General features: G+C 74.5%; 18 protein-coding genes. 7 read left to right on the top strand and 11 right to left on the bottom strand.

The features are described 5' to 3' along the window. Window positions 1-89 precede the first annotated feature (89 nt). The gene (locus C8054_RS03160; protein WP_107155148.1) at window positions 90-1,301 is read right to left on the bottom strand and encodes a glycosyltransferase; all 1,212 of its coding nucleotides are present in this window, start codon (window positions 1,299-1,301) and stop codon (window positions 90-92) included. Window positions 1,302-1,372: 71 nt separating this feature from the next. Here C8054_RS03160 and C8054_RS03155 point away from each other — a divergent pair, with 71 nt between their 5' ends. From C8054_RS03155 to C8054_RS03145, 3 genes are read left to right on the top strand one after another with little or no spacing between them, the layout of a single operon-like run. Next, window positions 1,373-2,311: a 3-oxoacyl-[acyl-carrier-protein] synthase III C-terminal domain-containing protein gene (locus tag C8054_RS03155; protein ID WP_107155147.1), complete on the top strand. Its 939-nt coding sequence runs from the start codon at window positions 1,373-1,375 to the stop codon at window positions 2,309-2,311. Window positions 2,312-2,323: 12 nt separating this feature from the next. Continuing rightward, window positions 2,324-3,148: a 2-hydroxy-acid oxidase gene (locus C8054_RS03150; RefSeq protein ID WP_233219467.1), complete on the top strand. Its 825-nt coding sequence runs from the start codon at window positions 2,324-2,326 to the stop codon at window positions 3,146-3,148. A gap of 43 nt (window positions 3,149-3,191) precedes the next feature. Then, window positions 3,192-4,046: a hypothetical protein gene (locus tag C8054_RS03145; RefSeq protein WP_107155146.1), complete on the top strand. Its 855-nt coding sequence runs from the start codon at window positions 3,192-3,194 to the stop codon at window positions 4,044-4,046. A 38-nt stretch (window positions 4,047-4,084) separates the two neighbouring features. Here C8054_RS03145 and C8054_RS03140 read toward each other — a convergent pair whose 3' ends face one another. The 7 genes from C8054_RS03140 to C8054_RS03110 form a co-directional block, all read right to left on the bottom strand. Continuing rightward, a complete protein-coding gene (locus C8054_RS03140) occupies window positions 4,085-4,633 on the bottom strand; it encodes a hypothetical protein (protein ID WP_107155145.1) in 549 nt (182 codons plus the stop codon). A 226-nt stretch (window positions 4,634-4,859) separates the two neighbouring features. Further along, a complete protein-coding gene (locus C8054_RS03135; protein WP_107155144.1) occupies window positions 4,860-5,072 on the bottom strand; it encodes an AlpA family transcriptional regulator in 213 nt (70 codons plus the stop codon). 344 nt (window positions 5,073-5,416) lie between these two features. Further along, the gene (locus C8054_RS03130) at window positions 5,417-6,439 is read right to left on the bottom strand and encodes a histidinol-phosphate transaminase (RefSeq protein WP_233219466.1); all 1,023 of its coding nucleotides are present in this window, start codon (window positions 6,437-6,439) and stop codon (window positions 5,417-5,419) included. Beyond that, complete coding sequence (locus tag C8054_RS03125; RefSeq protein WP_107155142.1) at window positions 6,436-7,713, bottom strand: NAD(P)/FAD-dependent oxidoreductase; 1,278 nt, start codon at window positions 7,711-7,713, stop codon at window positions 6,436-6,438. Before C8054_RS03125 ends, C8054_RS03130 begins: the two co-directional genes overlap by 4 nt. Next, window positions 7,710-9,410, bottom strand: coding sequence for a prenyltransferase/squalene oxidase repeat-containing protein (locus tag C8054_RS03120; RefSeq protein ID WP_107155141.1), 1,701 nt, complete (start codon window positions 9,408-9,410; stop codon window positions 7,710-7,712). The genes C8054_RS03125 and C8054_RS03120 overlap by 4 nt, the downstream gene beginning before the upstream one ends. After that, a complete protein-coding gene (locus tag C8054_RS03115) occupies window positions 9,407-10,435 on the bottom strand; it encodes a UbiA family prenyltransferase (protein WP_107155140.1) in 1,029 nt (342 codons plus the stop codon). The genes C8054_RS03120 and C8054_RS03115 overlap by 4 nt, the downstream gene beginning before the upstream one ends. Further along, entirely contained in the window at window positions 10,432-11,451 is a 1,020-nt protein-coding gene (locus tag C8054_RS03110) for a polyprenyl synthetase family protein (RefSeq protein ID WP_107155139.1), read from the bottom strand. The genes C8054_RS03115 and C8054_RS03110 overlap by 4 nt, the downstream gene beginning before the upstream one ends. Before the next feature lie 255 nt (window positions 11,452-11,706). On the opposite strand from C8054_RS03110, the gene C8054_RS03105 reads away from it, so the two are divergent. Continuing rightward, window positions 11,707-12,138 (top strand): DUF1801 domain-containing protein, encoded by a 432-nt coding sequence (locus C8054_RS03105; protein WP_107155138.1) that lies wholly within the window; start codon window positions 11,707-11,709, stop codon window positions 12,136-12,138. An 82-nt stretch (window positions 12,139-12,220) separates the two neighbouring features. Here the strand turns inward: C8054_RS03105 and C8054_RS03100 are convergent, their stop codons facing one another. Continuing rightward, window positions 12,221-13,246, bottom strand: a complete 1,026-nt coding sequence (locus C8054_RS03100) for a methyltransferase (protein WP_107155137.1) — start codon at window positions 13,244-13,246, stop codon at window positions 12,221-12,223. Between the two features lie 158 nt (window positions 13,247-13,404). On the opposite strand from C8054_RS03100, the gene C8054_RS03095 reads away from it, so the two are divergent. After that, window positions 13,405-14,268 (top strand): TauD/TfdA family dioxygenase, encoded by an 864-nt coding sequence (locus C8054_RS03095; RefSeq protein WP_107155136.1) that lies wholly within the window; start codon window positions 13,405-13,407, stop codon window positions 14,266-14,268. Between the two features lie 9 nt (window positions 14,269-14,277). On the opposite strand, the gene C8054_RS03090 is transcribed toward C8054_RS03095, so the two are convergent. Beyond that, the gene (locus C8054_RS03090) at window positions 14,278-15,471 is read right to left on the bottom strand and encodes a cytochrome P450 (protein ID WP_107155135.1); all 1,194 of its coding nucleotides are present in this window, start codon (window positions 15,469-15,471) and stop codon (window positions 14,278-14,280) included. Window positions 15,472-15,627: 156 nt separating this feature from the next. Here C8054_RS03090 and C8054_RS03085 point away from each other — a divergent pair, with 156 nt between their 5' ends. Further along, window positions 15,628-16,797, top strand: a complete 1,170-nt coding sequence (locus C8054_RS03085) for a nucleotide disphospho-sugar-binding domain-containing protein (protein WP_107155134.1) — start codon at window positions 15,628-15,630, stop codon at window positions 16,795-16,797. 22 nt (window positions 16,798-16,819) lie between these two features. After that, window positions 16,820-18,022: a cytochrome P450 gene (locus C8054_RS03080; RefSeq protein ID WP_107155133.1), complete on the top strand. Its 1,203-nt coding sequence runs from the start codon at window positions 16,820-16,822 to the stop codon at window positions 18,020-18,022. 15 nt (window positions 18,023-18,037) lie between these two features. Here C8054_RS03080 and C8054_RS03075 read toward each other — a convergent pair whose 3' ends face one another. Beyond that, window positions 18,038-19,450 (bottom strand): condensation domain-containing protein, encoded by a 1,413-nt coding sequence (locus tag C8054_RS03075; protein ID WP_107155132.1) that lies wholly within the window; start codon window positions 19,448-19,450, stop codon window positions 18,038-18,040. Window positions 19,451-19,479 lie beyond the last annotated feature (29 nt).

The following is a 19,479-nucleotide window of genomic DNA, read 5'->3' as shown; positions in this document are numbered from 1 at the left end:
GAGCCTCCTCGTGCGGCGACGACGCGGGGCCGGCCCACGTCGCGCACCGTCCGATCACGACGGTGACCGGACGGGGGCGTCAGGTCAGGCTAGTGCGGGCCCGGGCGTGGGACAACGGTCGATGCGTTCCGGATCGCCGCCGGTCGGCGCCACGGCGTCCCGGCCAGCGCGGCGAGGTGCGCCGCCGCCGCGCTCGCGCCACCGGCCGCGGCGAACGAGTCGCGGACCCGGGCCGCCCCGGCCCGGTACGCCGGGTCGTCGAGGACCGCGGTCACCGCCTCGGTCAGCTCCGCCGGGGTCGCCTCGTGGAAGGAGACCTCGCGGCCGGCGCCGGCCCGGGTCACCTGGCGGGCGACGGCCGGGTGGTCGTGCCGGATCGGCGCGACCACCACCGGCACGCCGTGCGCCAGCGCCTCGGAGACCGTGCCCAGCCCGCCGTGCGAGACGACCGCGTCCAGCCGGGGCATCAGCTCCAGCACCGGCACCCGGGGCGCGACCAGCACATGTGCCGGCGGGTCGGGCACCAGGTCCGCCGGGGCGGTGAGGATCACCTGGAGCCGGTCGGCGAGCGGCGCGGTGGCGGCCGTCACCCGCCGGTAGAAGTCGCGGGCCAGGTGATCGGCCATCGTCCCGACGGTGACCAGCACGTGCCGGCGGTCCGGCGCCCAGGCGGACCAGTCGAAGTCGGGCGCGTTCGGCCGCCGCCCCAGCGCCGGCCCGGTCAGCACGCACCGCGCCGGCATCGGCGCCGGGCCGGTGAGCGCCATGGTGGTCAGCCCGATCACCAGGTACGGCGAGAAGCGCAGGTCGAGCGTCTCGTCGACGGGCAGGTCGGTCATCGCCCACACGTCGCGCACCCGGGCCGCCACCCAGTCGGTGAACTCGGGCAGCTCCGCCGTCGGCGGGGTCAGTTCCAGCATGCCGACGCAGAACGTCGCCCAGGGCACGCCGTGCCGGTGTGCGGCCAGCGCGCCGGCCATCGCGTACTGGTCGACGACGACGACGTCCGGCCGGTACTCCGTGACCGCCTGCTCGGCGGCGTCCCGGATGAAACGGTTGACCGGCAGCACGTGCCCGGTCCAGAGGCTGCGCACCGCGTCCATTCCGGACTCACCGTCCGGGCGGTACCAGCGTTTCCCGGTCGGGAACAGCGTGGCGTCCGGGCCGATCAGCGGACGCAGGTCGCTGCGCGGACCGCACCAGGCCACCTCGTGTCCGGCCGCCGTCAGCGCCTGGCCGATGGCGAGCGGGGCGTTCAGATGGGAGAAAACCGGCAGCACCACGAAGAGGAACCGAGCCACGTCGATATGATGCCATGCGCGTTGACATCCACCGGCGCCGTTGATCTGATCCTCTGCGTGACGGTGTGCGGATGACGGCTGTCGACGCCGTCTCGGTGTTCCTGCCGGCCCGCCGCGTGCCGATCGAGAGTCTGGCCGCGCCGCTGCGAATGACCGAGATGCAGATCCGGCTGTTCCGGCGGTTCCACGGGCTGACCGAGGTGCGCCACGACCCCGACCTGTCCCTGAGCGACCTGCTGCGACACGCGGTCGACGGCCTCACCGCGCTGCGCGACGTCGCGCACCGGGTGCGCTTCGTGGTGTACGCGCGGGCCTTCCCGGTGGTGGCGCCGTACCCGGTGAACCCGCTGCACGACGTCTGCCGGGCGGTCGGTCTGGGGCACGCGGTGGCGTTCACGCTGACGCAGCAGTCCTGCGCGAGCGCGCTGGCCGCGGTCGACGTGGCCGGCCGGCTGCTGGCCGCCGAGCCGCACCCGCCGGGCGACGAGCCGCTCGCGCTGGTCCTCACCGGGGAGAAGGCGTTCACCCGCGACGCCCGGTTCATCCCGGAGACGTCGGTGTTCAGCGAGGGCGCGTCCGCGTGCCTGGTCAGCGCGCACGGCCGCCGGGACCGGCTGCTCGCGTACGCGGTCGCGCAGCGGGGCGAGTTCGACGTGGCCGGCGGCGCGTCCCCGGCCCGGTTCCAGCGCGAGTACCGGCCGGCGCTGGCCGAGGTGATCGGTCGGGCCCTGGCGCGGGCCGGCACGACGCTCGCCGACCTGCGGCTGATCCTGCCGCACAACGTCAACCTGATGACCTGGAAGCGGCTGGTCAAGCTGATCGGGTTCCCGCTGGACCGGGTGCTGCTGGACAACGTCACCGACGCCGGGCACGTGTTCTGCGCGGACGCGTTCGTCAACTACCGCACCGCGCGGGACCGTGACCTGCTGCGGCCGGGCGACAGGTACCTCGTGGCGGCCGTCGGCGCCGGGGACGGGGCCACGTTCGCCGCCATGGTGTTCGAGCACTGACCGGGGAGCGTGATGGGCACCGACCTGCACCTGATCCGGACCGTGCGCCGGGAGTTCACCGGCCCGGCGGTCCTGCTCGACGATCCCGTGCTGCGCGAACGCGCCGACGAGTACCTGACCGACCTGGTGCGCCCGTACGGCCTGCGGGTCGACGCGGCGGCGCGGGGCCAGTCCTACGGGGAGATGGCCGCCGAGCTGATCGGGGCGCTCGTGCCCGCGGACGAGCCGGTCGACCTGCTGGTGCTGGCGTTCGCCGTGCACGACGCGCTGCCCGGCCGGGCCACCACGGCCTACCTCAGTCACGTCTGCCCCGGCACGCCGATGTCCTTCGCGCTCTGCGACCAGGGGTCGGCGGCGGCGTTCACCGGGCTGCGGATCGCCGGCGCCCACGCGTACCGCCGGGCCCTGATCCTCGTCGTCGAGCAGTCCGTCCTGCCGTACGACCCGGGGGTTGCCGTGCCGGACCGGCACCGGGCGGTGGCGCTGCTGCTCGGCGACGGCCCGGCCGACGGCAGCGCGCGGGTGACAGCGGTCCGGCAGCACGCGGACGTCGGGCCGGACGACGTGGCCGCCCTGGCGGCGGCCGAGTTGCACGCGCTGGGCGCCGGGCGCGCGGACGTCTCGGTGGTGCTCGGGCCCGGCCTCGCCGGGATCCGGCCCCCGCCCGGCGGGCCGGTCACGGTCGTGCCGCCGGGACAACCGTCGACCGGCGTCTGGTGGGCGCTGCCGGACCGGCTCGGCGACGCCGTCGCGCCCCGGGTGGTGGCCGCCGACTACGATCCGGACCTGCGCTACCTGTGCCTGCTGGCGGCCGAGCCGGATGGGGGCCGGGGCTGATCTCCACCGGGCCGGTCGACGCCGCCGGTGACGAGTCGGGAAGGTGAACACCGTGCGGGCCGAGCCGATGTTTCCACCGGATGCGGTGACCGAGATCCGCATCGGCCTGTTCGACCCGACCCTCGGATACCAGGGCGGGGAGTGGGACCGGCACGTCCTGGCACCCTGGATCGCGGCCAACCCGGCGATCCTGTCGGCGCTGCGGCAGGTGGGCGACGCGACGATGGCCACCGTCGCGCTCGATCACCAGGATCGGTACGCCCTGTACGCGCTCAGCCGGGTGCTGGAGCTGCTCATCCTCCCCCATCAGCCACCCGCGACGCGCGTCGGCGAGCCCGCGGACTGGCTCCCGCGCTCGGCGTACCACCGGTTCGGCACCGCGATCGGCGCCACGTTCACCGATCCGGACCGGTTTCACCCCTTCCTGCACGAGATCGTCGAGGCGGAGCCGGCCGACGATCCCCGACAGGAGCCGGTCCTGATCGGGCAGTGGTGGCCGGGTTGCCTCGTCGGATCGCTGTTGCTGGTCCGTGGGGGCGCGAGCGTCATGGCCGGGACGGACCATCTGGATCCCGTGCTCGCCACGACGTCGACGTTGTACTGGGCGTGGCGGCGACGGTACCGGGACGTCGCCGACCTTTCGCACGGTTGGGGCAGCAACTCGCAGTGGGGCACGGAGTTCCGTCGGGACTACGCGCTGCCGGACCGGTTCGTCTACCACGCCGACGCGATGCTGGCCGGAGCGCCGCCCTGGGCCGACCCACCGCCTCCGGAGATCGAGGTGGACCTCGTTCGTCACCTGTGCAGCACCCGGGTCGACCACGGCTCCGACCAGTGGGTGTGGCACAGCCACCACACCGAGCTGATCGTGCCCGGCGCGGCGGCTCGATGCCCATAGGCGGCACGGCCACCTGAAGGTCACGCGCGGCACCCTCGTCAGCGTTGGCCGGCGAGCGGGCTCCCGTCGCTGAACGTCCACGTCGGATACCGCTCGGCCAGGTAACCGCGGTGGCCGTCCCAGTCGGCCGGGCGCAGCAACCGCGCCTGCGACAGGTGCAGCCGGTCCTCGGCGTCCTGCTCGTAACCCCAGGCGAACCCCACGAGAGGCACGACGTGTCGCCGGTCCCCGTCCCACGGACCGATGGTCAGGAAGCTGTGTGCCTGCCACTGCACCGTGCCGGAGCGCCATCGGGACGGAGCGTCGAAGAGCACCGGCCGGAACCCGTACCAGGCGAAAGGTGCGCTGGAATCGGCGAACAGGTCGAACGGGTCGACCTCGAACCGGTCGGTCGCGGCGGGCTCGCGGACCAGCTGCACCCAGCCCAGCATCGACCGGTAGCCGCCTGCGCTGAACTCGACGGATGCCGTACACACCGGCATGCCCCGTTCGCGTTCGGTCTTTCCGAGGGCCACCGGGTCGGCGTTCGGCACCACCTCGACCATCACGCGCCCGTGCTCGCCGCCGAAGTCGAAACGAATCTCCATCGGGCCATTCTCACCGGTCTGCCCAGGGCTCGACTGCCGCTCCCTCCGCAGCGGGATCACCGGTCGCACCTGCTCCGGTGAAAGCCTGCTGGCGAAAGTCACCGGCTGTCGATCATCCGGCTCGCTTCGACCACCCGGAGTGGCCTGGGCGGGTCACCGCCCTCGCCCGAGGCCAGGCACTCCTCCGCGCCGTCCCTCAAGAGCCGAACATCCGATGGTCCCTGCATCAGGGCTGTTCGTCGTCCCCGCCACGGGGCTGATTCGGTCGATACCGCCTGATCCAGGCTTCGACGTCGGCGCGGTCCCACACCCGGACCTTGCCACTCGCCACGGTGTCGATGGGCTCCGGGAAGGTGGACCGGTTCGTGATCTCGGTCGCCCGCGTGCGCGACACGCCACCGAGCATGTCCGCGATATCGGAGAGCGCCACAAGCCTCACACCGTGACCGTATGCACGTGACTGGCGTACACGTTGCCACTTCCAACCTTGACGGTGCGCACGTTGCAATGGAGGCTGGTGGGGCACGTCCGGTGAGCGGTCCGGGTACCTGAACGGGGTGCGGTGCCCGGACCTGCCTGCCTCGGGAGACAGCATGATCGAGAGAGAATCACCCCGGTCGGAGTGGGTGCCGGAGCTGGCGAAGCGGATCATCCGGCGGCATTGGATCCTGGGTCACTGCCATCGGTGCCACGCCCGCACGGACGGCTGTCCGTCCCTGCGCTGGGCACGCGCCCGCCTCACGGCGCGGCGATCGGCCGGCGACGCGCGATCTCCCCGCTGACTCAGAAGCCCTCGGTGAGCGCCGCCCGGACGAACGCGCAGAGCCGGTCGTTGGCCTCGTCCGACCCGACCGTGATCCGGACACCGGCCCCGGGCAGCGCCATCACCAGGATCCCGGCCGCCCGGGCGCGCTCGGCGAACGCCGCCGCCCGCTCCCCCAGCGGCAGCCACACGAAGTTGGCCTCGCTGGGCGCCACGGTCAGCCCCAGCCCCCGCAACGCGTCGATCAGGCCGGTCCGTGCCGTCACCAGGTCCGCGCAGCGCCGGGTCAGCTCCGGCGTGACCTCCGGCGCCAGGCTCGCCACGGCCGCCGCCTGGGCGAGCGCGTTCGGGAAGAACACCGCCCCGGTCAGCGCCGCCGCCGGGAGCAGCCGGGGCGGCACCACGGCGTAGCCGACGCGCAACGCGGCCAGACCGTACGCCTTGGAGAAGGTGCGCAACACGCAGACGTTGTCGTACGCCCGGAACAGCTCCATCCCGTCCGGCGCGTCCGGGTCGGTGACGAACTCCCGGTACGCCTCGTCCACGATGACCGGGACGTCGGCCGGGATCCGGTCGAGGAACGCGCGCACCTCGGCGCGGCGCAGCGCCGTCCCGGTCGGGTTGTTGGGGTGGCAGAGCAGCACGCAGCGGGTCCGGTCGGTCACCGCGTCCGCCATCGCGGGCAGGTCGTGGTCGTAGCCGTCCAGCGGCACCGGCACGGCGGTCGCGCCCGCGTTGCGGATGATCAACGGGTAGCCCTCGAACGACAGCGCCGCGTGGACCACGTCCGGCCGAGGGCCGAGCGACTGCACCAGGTGCTGGCACAGCCCGGCCGAGCCGGGGCCGACCAGTATCGACTCCGGCCCCACCGCCAGCCGGGCGGCCAGCGCGGCCACCAGCGCCGACGAGGTGCGGTCCGGGTACCGCTGGAGGGTCGCGGCGCCGTCGGCGACGATCCGCCGGATGCCCGGCAGCGGATCGTACGGCGTCTCGTTCATCGACAGGTCGACCGGCGGCGTGTCGACGGCGGTGGCAGGGGTCATGATCGCTCACTTCTGGACGGGGCCGGCGGGGAGGGGACACGGGCGTGCCGGTCGGTGAGCAGCCCGAGCTGGTAGAGCCGGTCGACGAGGGAGAGCGGCCGGACGTCCGTGCCGGAGAGGTTGCCGGCGGTGAGCCCGAGCAGCCTCGGGTTGGCGGCGGTGCGGCGCATCATCCGTACGCCGAGCAGTTTCGGCAGCCCGGAGACGCTGGTGATCATGCGGGAGGCGTTGTGGCTGACGGTCGCGACGTGGTCGAGGCGGGGCCGGCGCGCGGCCTCGAAGGCCCGCAGCGCCCGGTCGACGGACGCCGGCGCCGGCGTGCCGCCCTCGGCCGCCAGGCTGGCCGCGAGCGTCTCCGCGTCGCCCAGGGAGCTGTTCACGCCCTGCGCCGCCATCGGGTGCACCGCGTGCGCCGCCTCGCCGACCAGCGCCAGGCCGGGCACGGCCAGGCGGTCGGTGCGCAGCCGGTAGACCGCGAGGAGTTGGCGGCGGTGCAGGCTGGCCCGGATCGCGGCGCCGATCGGCCGGACCGCCGGCACGTCGGCGAGCAGCCGGTCGCACCACGCGCCCAGGTCGGCCCGGCCCCGGAACTCGTCCCCCGTCACCTGGACGTAGAGCCGGCACCGCCCGCCGGGCAGCGGGTAGACCAGGCACAGGCCGCGCCCGGTCCGGTACGCCGTCACCTCGTCGGCCACGTCGGCCTCGGCCACGTCGAACGCGACCAGGCCGTGCGGGTACTCGCGGCGTTCGACGGTCACGCCGGCCGCCCGTCGCAGCGGGGAGGACATGCCGTCCGCGGCGACCACCAGCGCCGCCGGAACGTCCTGCTCGCCCCCGTCGCCGGCGACCCGGACGCCGGTGACCCGGCCGTCGTCGGCACGCAGCGTGCCGGTCACCCGCCGACCCCACCGGACCTCCACGGTGGCGGGCAACCCGTCGGCGAGTACGCCGCGCAGGTCGCCGTAGTCGGCGCAGAGGATCTCCCGGTACGCGCCCGGCAGGTCGGCGTAGTCGAGGCAGAGCAGCGGCCCGCCGTCCGGGTCCCGGATGGCCAGCCGCCCGACCGGGCGGGCGCCGGTGGCGCGCAGGGCGTCGAGGACCCCCCACGAGTCGAGGATGCGGACGGTCTCGGGCTGGAGGATCTCGCCCTTGGCGATCGAGGCGGGGGTGCGCTGGCGGTCGAGCACGAGCACCCGCAGCCCGAGCGCGCCCAGCGCGCGGGCGCTCGCCAGGCCGCCGGCGCCGGCGCCCACCACCACGACGTCCGGGCTCATCGGGCCACCGCGCCGGGCGCGACGTCCGACCGCCCGGCGGTGGCCCGGCGGTACTCGCCGAGCGCGCGCAACGCGACCGCCTGGGTGATCACCGCGTTGGGGTAGCGCATGTGGTGGCGGATGTAGTTGCACACCCGGGCCGCCGGCCACCCGCCGTCCGGGCCGGCCGCCGCCACCAGCCAGGCGACGCCCCGCTCCACGGCGACGTCGACGTCGGGATCGCCGGTGGCGAGCAGGCCCTGGACGGCCCACGACGTCTCCTCGACCGTGCCGGGCGTGCCGTCGCCCGGGCCCCAGGAACCGTCCGGCAGCTGGGTCTCGCGTAACCACCGGACCGCCCGCCGGACCACCTCGTGCCGGGCGTGGCCGACCCGCGACAGCGCGCCCACCACCACCGCCGTGCCGGAGGTGTGGTCGCGGTACCAGAGGTTCTCGAACGTGCCGTCGGGCGCCGCGCGGGTCAGCAGCCAGGCCGCCGCCCGGACGATCGCCGGGTGGTCGTCGGGATGGCCGGCCTCGTGCAGGGCGAGGATCGCCTGGCTGGTGATGGCCGGGCAGGGACCGTCGTTGGCGAGCTGGGTGTCGCGGACCCACAGGCTCCACGAGCCGCGGCTGTCCTGGCGGTCGACCAGCCAGGCCAGGCCGGTACGCAGCACCGGGTCGGCGGCGGCGTCGGGATAGCCGGCGAGCGCCGACAGGATCTCGGCGGACTCCAGCGTCACCGGCCAGCCGCCCACGTTGGAGTAGCTCCACCCGCCCGGCGGCACGTCCAGCACCTCGAACGCGGTGGGCTTCTGGGTGGCGTGGAAGACGTCGCGGGTGGCCCGCAGCCGCGGGTCGGCGGCGTACCCGGCGGCGGCCAGTCCGGTCACCGCGTACCCGGAGCGGGTCAGGTCCAGGTTCGTCACGGCGTCCCAGGCGCCGTCGGGGCGGACCGCCCGCCGCAGCCAGCCGACCACGGCCGCGGCGATGTCCGGCGCCTCGCCGCTGCGGGCCAACCCGAGCAGCACCAGCGCGGCGGGCCACGGGTCCTCGCTCAACGCGCCGGTACGGCCCTCGTGGTCGAAGATGGCGCGCAGCAGCCGGACCGCCACCGGGCGGGCCCGGCGCAGCGTGGCCCGGCGCAGGCGGCCGGTGGGCAGCAGGTCGGCCTGCATCAGGGCGAGACCGACGAAGGGCGCGGTGCGGAACGACAGCCGCCGGCGGCGGACCCGGTCGAACAGCACGATCTCCAGCGGCAGCCGGCGCAGCGGACCGGCCTCGGCGGTCATCCCGGCCATCGTGAGCAGTTGGCGGCAGAGCAGCGAGATGGCCCGGTCGGTGACCGCGTCGACGCCGCCCATCCCGGCCAGCCGGGCCCGGCCGGCGGCGATCGCCTCGGCGCTGGCCGCCGGGGCGCTCAGCGCCAGCGCCGCGACCGCGACCGCGGTCGGGACGACCTCGCTCTCCGCGCCCACCACGCCGCCCCAGCCGCCGTCGTCGTGCTGCTGCCGGCGCAGCCAGCCGGTGCCGGCGTCGACCAGGTCGGCGCTGCCCACCGGGTCGGCGGCGTGCAGCGCGGCCACCGCGCCGGCGGTGCCCAGCACCGAGGCCGGCGGGTCGTCGCCGAAGACGCCGTCGGGGCGTCGGCGGCGCAGCAGCGCCTCGGCACCGGCGGTGATCGCTCGCCCCACGGCCTCGGCGGTGACAGCGGTCATGGCGCGTCCTCCAGGGACATTCGACGGGGGGTGGCCAGGGCCAGGTCGGCGGGGGCCGGCCCCAGTTCGTGCCGGGCGCGCATGCCGCGCTGCGCCCACCAGGTCAGCGCCACCATCGGCAGCGCGAGCACGAGCTGCACCGCGACGCCGAGGCCGAGCCCGACCACGGCCGAGGCCAGCACGACCCGCTCGACGACCAGCACGGAGTGGGCGCGCAGCGCCACCATGACGGGCATGTCGGTGTGGTGCGCCAGCAACGGCCTCAGCGCGGCGAGGCCCACGACGCCGACGACGAGCAGGGTCGCCAGGTAGCCGGCCCGCCCGCTCCGGTCCGCCAGCAGGCCGGCGGTGAGGGCCGCGCCGAGCGTGCCGGCGTAGAGCGCCAGCACGGTCCGGACCGCGACCGGGACACCGCGCCCGACCGGCAGCGTCCGGTAGCCGCCCGCGCGGTCGCCGTCGATGTCCCGCAGCGCCCCGACGAGGTTGGACATGGCGTCGTGCGCCCAGAACGCGACGGTCAGCGCCAGCAGGACGGGCAGCACCCGGGACGGGTCCGCCGGCAGCCCGACGGCGAGCGCGCCGTAGAGCAGCGCGACCGCGCCGAGCCCGCCGCGCACCAGGTTGCCGGCGAACCCGCGGGCCTTGAACCAGCGGCTGTAGGCGACGATGCCGCAGCCGGCCAGCAGCGCTGCCGTCGTGGTGCCCCAGCCGCCGGCCACGGCGAGGACCGCGAGGACCGCGAAGCAGGCGAAGCCGCACCCCAATGCGGTACGCGCGCCCAGCCGGCTGGACGGGATCGGGCGGTGCGGCTTGCTGCCGGCGTCCAGCTCCCGGTCGAACCAGTCGCCGAGGTAGTGGCCGCCGAGCCAGCCGGCGGTGGGCGCCGCCCAGGCCGACAGGAGCCGCCACGGATGGTGGGCCCCGTCGACCACCGCCGCCCCACCGAGACCCACCAGCCCGACGTACCAGAGCGTGTAGGGCCGCCAGGTCTCCACGTGCGCCCGCAGCGCCCGGGCGGCTCTCACGCCATCTCGCTCGTCATCCAACGCGCGATGCCGGCCAGCACGTCCGCGCTCGCCGAGGGGGCGAGCACGGCCAGTTCGGACCGGGCCCGCTCGGCGTGCTCCGCCATCCGCCGGCGCGCGCCCTCCACCGCGTCGACGTCGCGGAGCAGGGCGCTGACCCACTCGACGTCACCGGGGCCGGCGCCGCGCCGGTGCAGCACCGCCAACAGCTCGACGCGATCCGTGTCGGTGGCCGCGTCGTACGCCAGCAGCAGCGGCAGCGTCGGCCGGCCGTTGTTGAGGTCACTGGTCGCCGGCTTCCCGGTCTGCTCCGGGGTGGCGACGTAGGACAGCAGGTCGTCGCGGATCTGGAACGCCGCGCCGAGGTGCTCGCCGTAGCGGGCCAGCGCGGACGCCACGCCCGGTTCCGCGCCGCCGAGCAGGGCGCCGACGTGGCACGCGGCACGGAACAGGGAGCCGGTCTTGAGGCGGATCATCTCCGCGTACCACCGGGCGCCCGCGTCCAGGTCGCCGACGAGCTGGGCCTCGACGGCCTGGCCCCGGCACAGGTCCTGGCCCGCCTCGGCCAACGCGGTGACCGCGGCGACGACGTGGCCGGGCGGGACCGCCCCGCCACCGTCCACGATGGCCTGGAACGCCTGGAAGATGAGGTGGTCGCCAGTCACGATGGCGTTCGGGATGCCGAACGCGACCGGGACCGCCGGCCGGCCGCGGCGCATCGTGTCGGCGTCGATGATGTCGTCGTGCACGAGCGTCGCGACGTGCAGATACTCCATGCCGAGCGCGGCGGCGAGCACGTCCCGGGGCGACCCGCCCACCGCCTGGGCGGCGTGCAGCGTCATCATCGGGCGGAGCAGCTTGCCGGCGGGCAGCAGCGCGTACCGGGCGATCGCGTCGGGCTGATCGGTCGTCTCCGGCCACCGCCGGAGGAGTTCGGCGTGCAGCAGCCGTCCCGATTCGCTGCGGGCGAGGTCGTCGATGAAGGGCGGATATCTCGTGAAGCCAGCAACCGTCATGACGCGTCGACCCTTTCACGAAGGCTCGGCTAGTCGCCACGCGAGACGTTACCGGCCGGAACTCCCGCGAACAACCATTGATAAATGTGCCGATTCATGGGTACCAACCAATGTGATGACGATAATGTTCGGCAAATTGGCCGATGCGCAGGCAAATGAGCCTTTCCGTGCCGGGTTCCCCCACCCTCCAGCCGGCCCCGCCCGGCCGGCCGGCACGGTGATCCCGCTGTCGGACCCGGCTGGGAGCATGGGCGCATGACGAGAGCGAAGAGGCCGGTGACCGTGCCGGTCGACACGAAGGTCGAGGATTTCCTGGCGACGGTCCCCGACGACCGACGGCGGGCCGACGCGCACCGCCTCCGGGCCATCCTCCAGGACGTCACCGGGGAGCCACCGGTCATGTGGGGCCCGAGCATCGTGGGCTTCGGCAGCCACCGCGGACCCACCGGCGACTTCTTCCTGGTCGGCTTTTCGCCGCGCAAGCAGCATCTCGTGCTCTACCTGGCCGGCGACTACGCCGCACGGCACGCCGCGACGCTCGCGCGGCTCGGTCCGCACAGGACGGCCAAGGCGTGCCTCTATCTCACCCGGCTCGACGCCGTCGACGAGAGCGTCCTCCGCGAGCTCGTCGACGCGTCCGTGCGGGAACGCCGGGGCGCCGACGGGACCGCCGCGCCCGGGGTGTAGCGGGTCCCGGCGCGACGGCGTGAAGGGGGTGGTCGCCCCCCGGGCCGGACGTCCGGCGCGCCGGCGGCGCGCGGGCCGGCGGTCAGCGCGCCGGCGCGAACTCCATCAGCGTGAGCCCGTCGGGGCCGTACCAGGTGCGCCGGGGCGCCAGACCCGCGTCGGCGGCCAGCGCGGCGTGCTCGGCCGCGCTCCGCTCGCGACCGCCCACCAGCACCAGCATCCGCAGGTCGTACGGGGACAGGTGCGGCACGTGCGGCACGGTCGGGAGCACCTCGATGACCAGCACCCGACCGGTGTCCCCGGCCGCCTCCGCGCAGCGGCGCAGGATCGCCGTCGCGTGGTCGTCGCTCCAGTCGGTCAGCGCGCGGGACACCACGTAGACGTCCGCGCCGGCCGGCAGCGGAGCGAAGAAGTCCCCGACCACGCCCGTGGCCCGGTCGGTGAGGCCGTGCTCGGCGAACGTCGCGACGGCGGTCGCCACCGGCTCGTCGCGGTCGACGAGCGTGCCGCGCAGGTGCGGGTGGGCGCTGAGCAGTTCCCGCAGCAGCCCGCCGGAGCCCCCGGCGACGTCGACCACGTGCGTCACCTCGGCCCAGGGGTAGCGCTTCGCCACCTCGGGCGCGGTGAACAACTGCTGGCTGAGCATCAGCGCGTCGAAGTAGGCGCGGTGGTCCGGGTGGGCGTCGAGGTCGGCCCAGAAGTCCCGGCCGTGCACCGACCCGTAGCCGGGCCGGCCGGTGCGGATCGCGTGCGGCAACCCGGCGAAGGCCAGGTCCATCCGCGCGCCGAGACCGCCGAGGTCAAGGTCGGCGCCGTGCCCGCCGCCGTTCCGGTCGCAGAGCAGCTCGCCCACGTCGGTGAGCGCGAAGACGTCCGGCGACACCTCGACGAACACGCCTCGGTGGGTCAGGTAGCGCAGCAGCCGGCCGAGCGCGCCCGGGTCCGCGTCGCACGCGGTGGCCAACGCGTCCAGGCTCGTGACGCCGGCCGCGATCCGGTCCGGCACGCGGAGGGTCACCGCCGTGCGTACCGCGAACGGGGTCGCCAGATCGGTGAGCCGGTCGAGCCGCGCGGCCGCGTCCCCGTCCACGTTCGCATCGATCGCCACGATTCTCCTCTCCCCCACCGACGGGCCGGATCATGGCCCGCGGCCCCGAATGATCCCAAGCCGGCATCCGGCGCGTCAACGACGACGCTGGTGAGGACATTCACGATCGTGGAAGAATGCGGCGACGGGGCCGTCGCGCGCAGACCGGAGGACCATCGATGACCACTTCCACCGCCGTCGACGTACGGCTCGTCGCCGGAGCCCTGGGCGCGCGGATCCGCGGCATCGACCTCAACACGCTCACCGACGCCGGTTTCGCGCTGGTCCACGACCTCCTGCTGAAGCACCAGGTGGTGTTCCTGGCCGGCCAGACCGGGCTGACCCCCGAGGCGCACGTCGCGTTCGGCCGCCGCTTCGGCGAGGTCGAGCTGCACCCCTACCTGCCCCGGCTGGAGGGGCACCCGGAGATCGTGGTCATCGACTCCACCGACGGCGGCAAGGTCGACGTCTGGCACACCGACATGACGTTCCACCAGAGCCCGCCGATCGCGTCGATCCTGCACCTGACCGAGCTGCCGGAGGTCGGCGGCGACACCATGTGGACCAACCAGTGCCGGGTCTACGAGGCGCTCTCCGCACCGCTGCGCGACCTGCTCGACGGGCTCACCGCCATCCACGTCATCCGGATCGGCACCGAGTTCACCAGCCGCGCGGAGCACCCGGTGGTGCGCGTCCACCCGGAGACCGGGCGTCGCTCGCTCTACGTCAACCGGCTCTTCACCTCGCACATCCCGCAACTGACCCGCACCGAGAGCGACGCGCTGCTGGAGCACCTGTTCCGGTTCTCCGAGAGCCCGCAGTTCACCTGCCGGTACCGCTGGCAGGTCGGCGACGTCGCGGTGTGGGACAACCGGGTCACCCAGCACTACGCGATCAACGACTACGACGGTCTCCGGCGCGGGCAGCGCATCACCGTGCTCGGCGACCACCCGGCCGGTGACCCGCCCCGGTGGGAGCACTACGCCCCGGCGCCGGGCGAGCGCTACTGGCCGGACCGGGTCAACGCGGTGGAGAGCTACTGAGCGCGTCGCTCACCAGGTGACCGGGAACGACGCGATGCCGCCGTTCATCCGGTCGTGCCGCCACGGGATGTCCTCCACCGGCACCGCCGGCGCCAGCTCCGGCATCCGGTCGAGCAGCACCCCGAGGGAGAGTTCCACCTGCATCCGGCCCAGCGCCGTGCCGAGGCAGAAGTGCGGCCCGAAGCCGAAGGTCAGGTGCGGCACGGTGGGCGTCCGGTCGATGTCGAAGACGTTCGGGTTCCGGAAGTGCCGGGGATCGCGGTTGCCGGCCCAGGGCAGCGCCATCACGCACTCCCCGGCGCGCATCGAGACCCCGCCGAGGACCAGGTCCTCACGCACCACCTGGACCCGGAACATGCTGCTCACCGACGTGTAGCGGAGGATCTCGTCGGTCGCGGCGGAGAGCTTCTCCGGGGCCGCGCGCAGCTTCGCCAACTGCTCCGGATGCTGGAACAACGCGCGCAGGCCGGCACTCGTGGAGTTGATCTCCAGGCCGCCGAGCAGCACCCCCATCGCCAGCTCGACCAGCTCGGCGTCGACCAGCTCGTGCGCGTCCTGGCCGCGCACCCACGCCGAGAGCAGGTCGTCGCCGGGCGCCGCCCGTTTCCCGGCGAGCTGCCCGGCCAGGTAGGCCCGCAGCTCCGCCTGCGCGTCGGCGGCGCCGGCGGAGCCGTACGCGGTGATCGAGTTGAGGCCGGAGATCCAGTCGTAGAAGCGGGGGCGGTCGGCGACCGGCACGCCGAGCACGTCGCACACCACGTGCACCGGCAGCGGCGCCACCAGCCCGGCCACCAGGTCGGCCGGGCGGGGACCGGCGAGCATGGCGCCGACCAGACCGTCCACCAGCCGTCGTACCCGGGGCCGGAACGTGTCCATCCGGCGCGCGGTGAACGCGCGGCTGGCCACCCGGCGTACCACCGCGTGCGCCGGACCGTCCATGTTCAGCTCCCGCGGGCCGGTGGCGCCCGACGCCTCGGTCGCGCCCAGCGGCAGCCGGGAGAACCGGGGGTCGGCCAGCACCGTGCAGCAGTGCTCGTAGCTGAGCACCAGCCACGCGGCCCGGCCGTCGGGCAACCGCACCCGGCTGATCGGGTCGCTGACCACCATGTCGAGCAGCTCGGCGGGCAGATCGCCGGTGAACGGCTCGAACGGATAGGCGCGCGGGCCGGAATTGACGGCCACGTCGAGGTCCACGTCGGACATCGGGTAAGACTCCAACACACGTTAGTCCGGCGTCAATATCTGTTGACGGTGGCGGCGACCTTCCGCGTACGGACGTCCATCGCCTAGCATCTGTGGTCCGGAGCTGCCGTTTCCCGTGCGGATTGGTCGGATTTGACTGCGCCTTTGCGAATTCTGATGTCGACGTGGGGCTGGCGGTCGCATTTCTACAGCCTGGTCCCGCTCGGTTGGGCGCTCCAGGCGGCCGGGCACGAGGTGCGGGTGGCCAGCCATCCCTCGCTGGTCGCGGCGATCACCTCGGCCGGGCTCGCGGCGGTGCCGCTGGGCGAGGACGTCGACTTCGCCGAGGCGTTCGCGGGACGGATCGGCGCGGTGGGCGACCTGGACCGGCCCGGGGCCCAGCCGGCGGACCGGCTGGAACCGGCGATCACCGCCGACGGCGGCGTGGTCCGGTTCGCCGACGCCCTGCTCGACGACCTGGTCGCGTTCGGACGGGCCTGGCAACCCGACGTCCTGGTCTGGGAGCCGTTCAACCTGGCCGCGCCGGTGGCCGCCGCCGCGCTGGACGTGCCAGGCGTGCTGAACCTGTGGGGGCCGGACTCCTCGGTGACGCTCCGGCTGGACCCGGAGTCGGTGCTCGGGCCGCTCGCCGCCCGGTTCGGGCTCGCCGCCGCCGACGTCTCTCCGCACGGCGACCTGACGCTCGACCCGGCGCCGCCGCCGCTCCAGGCGCCGACCGCCCGCCCGGGGCGGCCGGTGCGCTTCGTGCCGTACAACGGCACGGCAGTGCTGCCGCCCTGGCTGCACCGGCCGGCGGCCCGGCCGCGGATCTGCGTCACGGCCGGCACCATGATGGCCGGCGTCGGGCTGCACGACCGGCTGGACCTGACCCGGGTGGTCCGGTCCGTGGCCGAACTGGACGCCGAGGTGGTCGTGGTGGTCGAACCCCGGCAGCAGCGCGGCCTGGGCCCGCTGCCGGCGAACGTCCGGCTGGCCGACGCGCCGCTGGCGATCCGGCTGGTGCTGCCGACCTGCGCCGCGCTGGTCCAGCAGGGCGGCGCCGGCACCACCATGACCGCGCTCACGTACGGCGTGCCGCAGCTCATCCTGCCGCAGGTCAGTGACCAGCACTTCAACGGCGAACGGCTGGCCGCGACCGGTGCCGGCACCTGGTTGGCGCCCGAGCACGCCGGGGGCGCGACGCTGCGCGACGCCGTCGGCGAGCTGATCGGCGACGGCCCGGCGCGGACGGCCGCCACGGCGATGCGGGACCGGATCCGCGCGCTGCCCAGCCCCGCCGAGGTGGTGCCGGTCCTGACCGCTCTCGCCCGGCGCAACCGGACCTGACCAGCCGCCAGAGGAGTCGCAGATGACGCAGCCGCAGCCCGTTCCGTACCCGCTCGCTCCGGCTCCGACGATCTACCACCCGTCACCGGACTACACCCGGTTGCGCGAGACCTGCCCGGTGGCCCGCGTCGAGCTGCCCGACGGGGCGTCGGCGTACCTCGCCACCCGGCACGCCGACGTCCGCCGGGTGTTCACCGACCACCGGTTCAGCCGGGCCGCCGCGGCCGGGCCGAACCGGCCGACCCGCGAACTCGGCTCGCTCGCCGAGGACTCGCTCATCGGCATGGACCCGCCCCGGCACACCACGATGCGCCGGGCGGTGTCGCACGCGTTCACCGTGCGCCGGGTGGAGGAGCTGCGCCCGACGGTGGCGACGCTGGTGGCCGGCATGATCGACCGGATGGAGGCGGCGGGCCGCCCGGCCGATCTGATCACCCACCTCTCCGCGCCGCTGCCGATCTACGTGATCAGCAAGCTGTTCGGCATCCCGGAACGTGACCAGGAGCGGGTCCGGGAGTGGTCCGACGCGCTGGTCGGCGACTGGGACGCCGACCCGGCGGCCCCGCAGGCGGCGCTGGACGCGTTCCAGGAAATGATCACCGAACGCCGGCGCCGGCCCGGCGACGACCTGATGAGCGCGCTCATCGCCGCCTGGGACGAACACGAGGACCTCACCGAACGGGAGCTGGTGTCCGTCACCGCCGGCATCTTCGTGGGCGGGCACGAGACCACCACCAACCAGCTCAACCTGTTTCTGCTGGTGCTGGCCCGCCACCCGGAGCAACTGGCCGGGCTGCGCGGCGACGACCCGGCCGCGGTCGCCCGCGCCGTCGAGGAGCTGTCCCGCTTCATCCAGCTCGGTGACAACGGCGTGCTGCTGCCTCGGGTGACCACCGAGGAGGTGGAGCTGGGCGGCGTACGCCTGCCGGCCGGCTCGGCGGTGATGCCGGCGATCGCGTCGGCCAACCGGGACGCCACGGTGTTCCCCGACGCGGACACGCTGGACCTGGCCCGTGCGCACAACCCGCACCTGGCGTTCGGCGCGGGCCCGCACCACTGTCTCGGCGCGGCGCTGGCCCGGATGGAACTCCAGGAGGCGCTCGGCGCGCTGCTGCGCCGGCTGCCCGGCCTGCGGCTCGCGGTCGACGAGTCGGAGCTGCGGTTCCGGCCGGGACTGGTGGTTCGTAGCCTGGAGTCGTTGCCGGTGACGTGGGACGACAGGTGAGCGCCACGCGACCGGTCAGCCGCCGACCGACCCGGGCGTGACCCGGGTCGGCGCCGCCGCGTCGAGGGCCGCCTCCACGGCGACCTCCTCCACGCCGCGCAGCAGGCGCTCCGCCTGCGCCTCGGTGAAACTCGCGAAGTCGAAGATCACCTGGAGGTGCACGGTCCCCGGATGGTCCTCGACCGTGATGAACGCCTGCTCGGGAAGGTGGTCCAGCGGGCCGTCCCAGACCAGGAACGTCTCGGCGGCCCGGCGGCGGAACGTGTCCGCGGTCACCGGCTCGTCGCGGGCGTGGTCGTCGGCCGCCGCCCGGGTGGTCACCCGCCGGTCGTTGATCCGGCAGCTCACGCGCGCCGGGTAGCCGCGCTCCGCGTCCAGCCGGGCCTCCGTCTCGGCGAGCTGCGTCGGGTCGTAGTAGGCGTACATGCCGGCGGTCATCGAGGCCCGCCGGGCCCGGGACACCACCTCGTCCACTGTGGTGTCGGCGGTGTCGACGGTCAGCACGCCGTTCTGGCTGAGCGGGGCGATCGCCTCGGCGAAGCCCGGCCGGAACCGGTTGCCCACGATCAGCTTCGCGGTGAGCGGACTGACGCCGGTGGCCCGGCCGATCGCCACCGCGATGACCGCGAGCAGGACGCGCGAGGTGTCCGTCCGGGTCCGCCGGGCGACGGCACGCACCGCGAGGTACGCCGCGGGCGAGCTGAACCGGCCGTGCCAGTACCGGTGGCCCTGCCGACCGTCGCCGGGCCGGAGCGGGCCGAACGTCAGCGGCGGGACGGACCGCAGGTGCGACGCCCAGTGGCGGACGGCCCGGTCGCTGACCCGCCGCAGCGGCGGCGTCTCCTCCCGCCGCCCGAGGTCGAGGATCTGCACGGTGCGCGGATCGTGGCCACGGCGGACGGCCGGCCCGACCAGTCCGAGGTCCGCCAGGAGCAGCGACGTGGCGGTCCCGTCCACCACCAGGTGGTCGAAGGTCAGCACCCGGTGCACCGGCGCGCCCCGGTGCCGGACCACCGCCATCCGCACCGACCAGTCGCGGTACAGGTCGTAGGGGGCCAGCAGGCGGGCGTGCCCGAGCTGGTAGGCGAACGTCGCCACGTCGGCCGGGTCGGCGTCGTCCGGCACGTCCACCACGTCGAGCACCGTCTCCCCGGCGGCGGACACCACCTGGCACGGCCCGCCCCGGTCGTCGGTGCCGAGCCGCATCCGCAACGCCGGATGCCGGGCCAGCAGGTCGGCCAGCTCCGCCGCCATCTGCTCGACGGTGACGCCGGCCGGCACCGGATGGGCGCCGCTGACGTTGTGCGTCCACCCGGTCTCCCGCATGTCCTCGAGGATCGCCTTCTGACCCCAGGTCAGCGGCGCGGTCCCGGCCCCGGGGCCGGCGAACGGGACGGGGACCCGCACCTCGGCCGTCTGCGCGATCACCGGGCTATCAGAGCAACGCGCATCGGCAC

The organism is Micromonospora sp. RP3T (genome assembly GCF_003027925.1).
Lineage (GTDB): Bacteria > Actinomycetota > Actinomycetes > Mycobacteriales > Micromonosporaceae > Micromonospora.
Note: the sequence above shows the minus strand (reverse complement) of the source record. Positions and strands in the feature narration are given on the sequence as shown.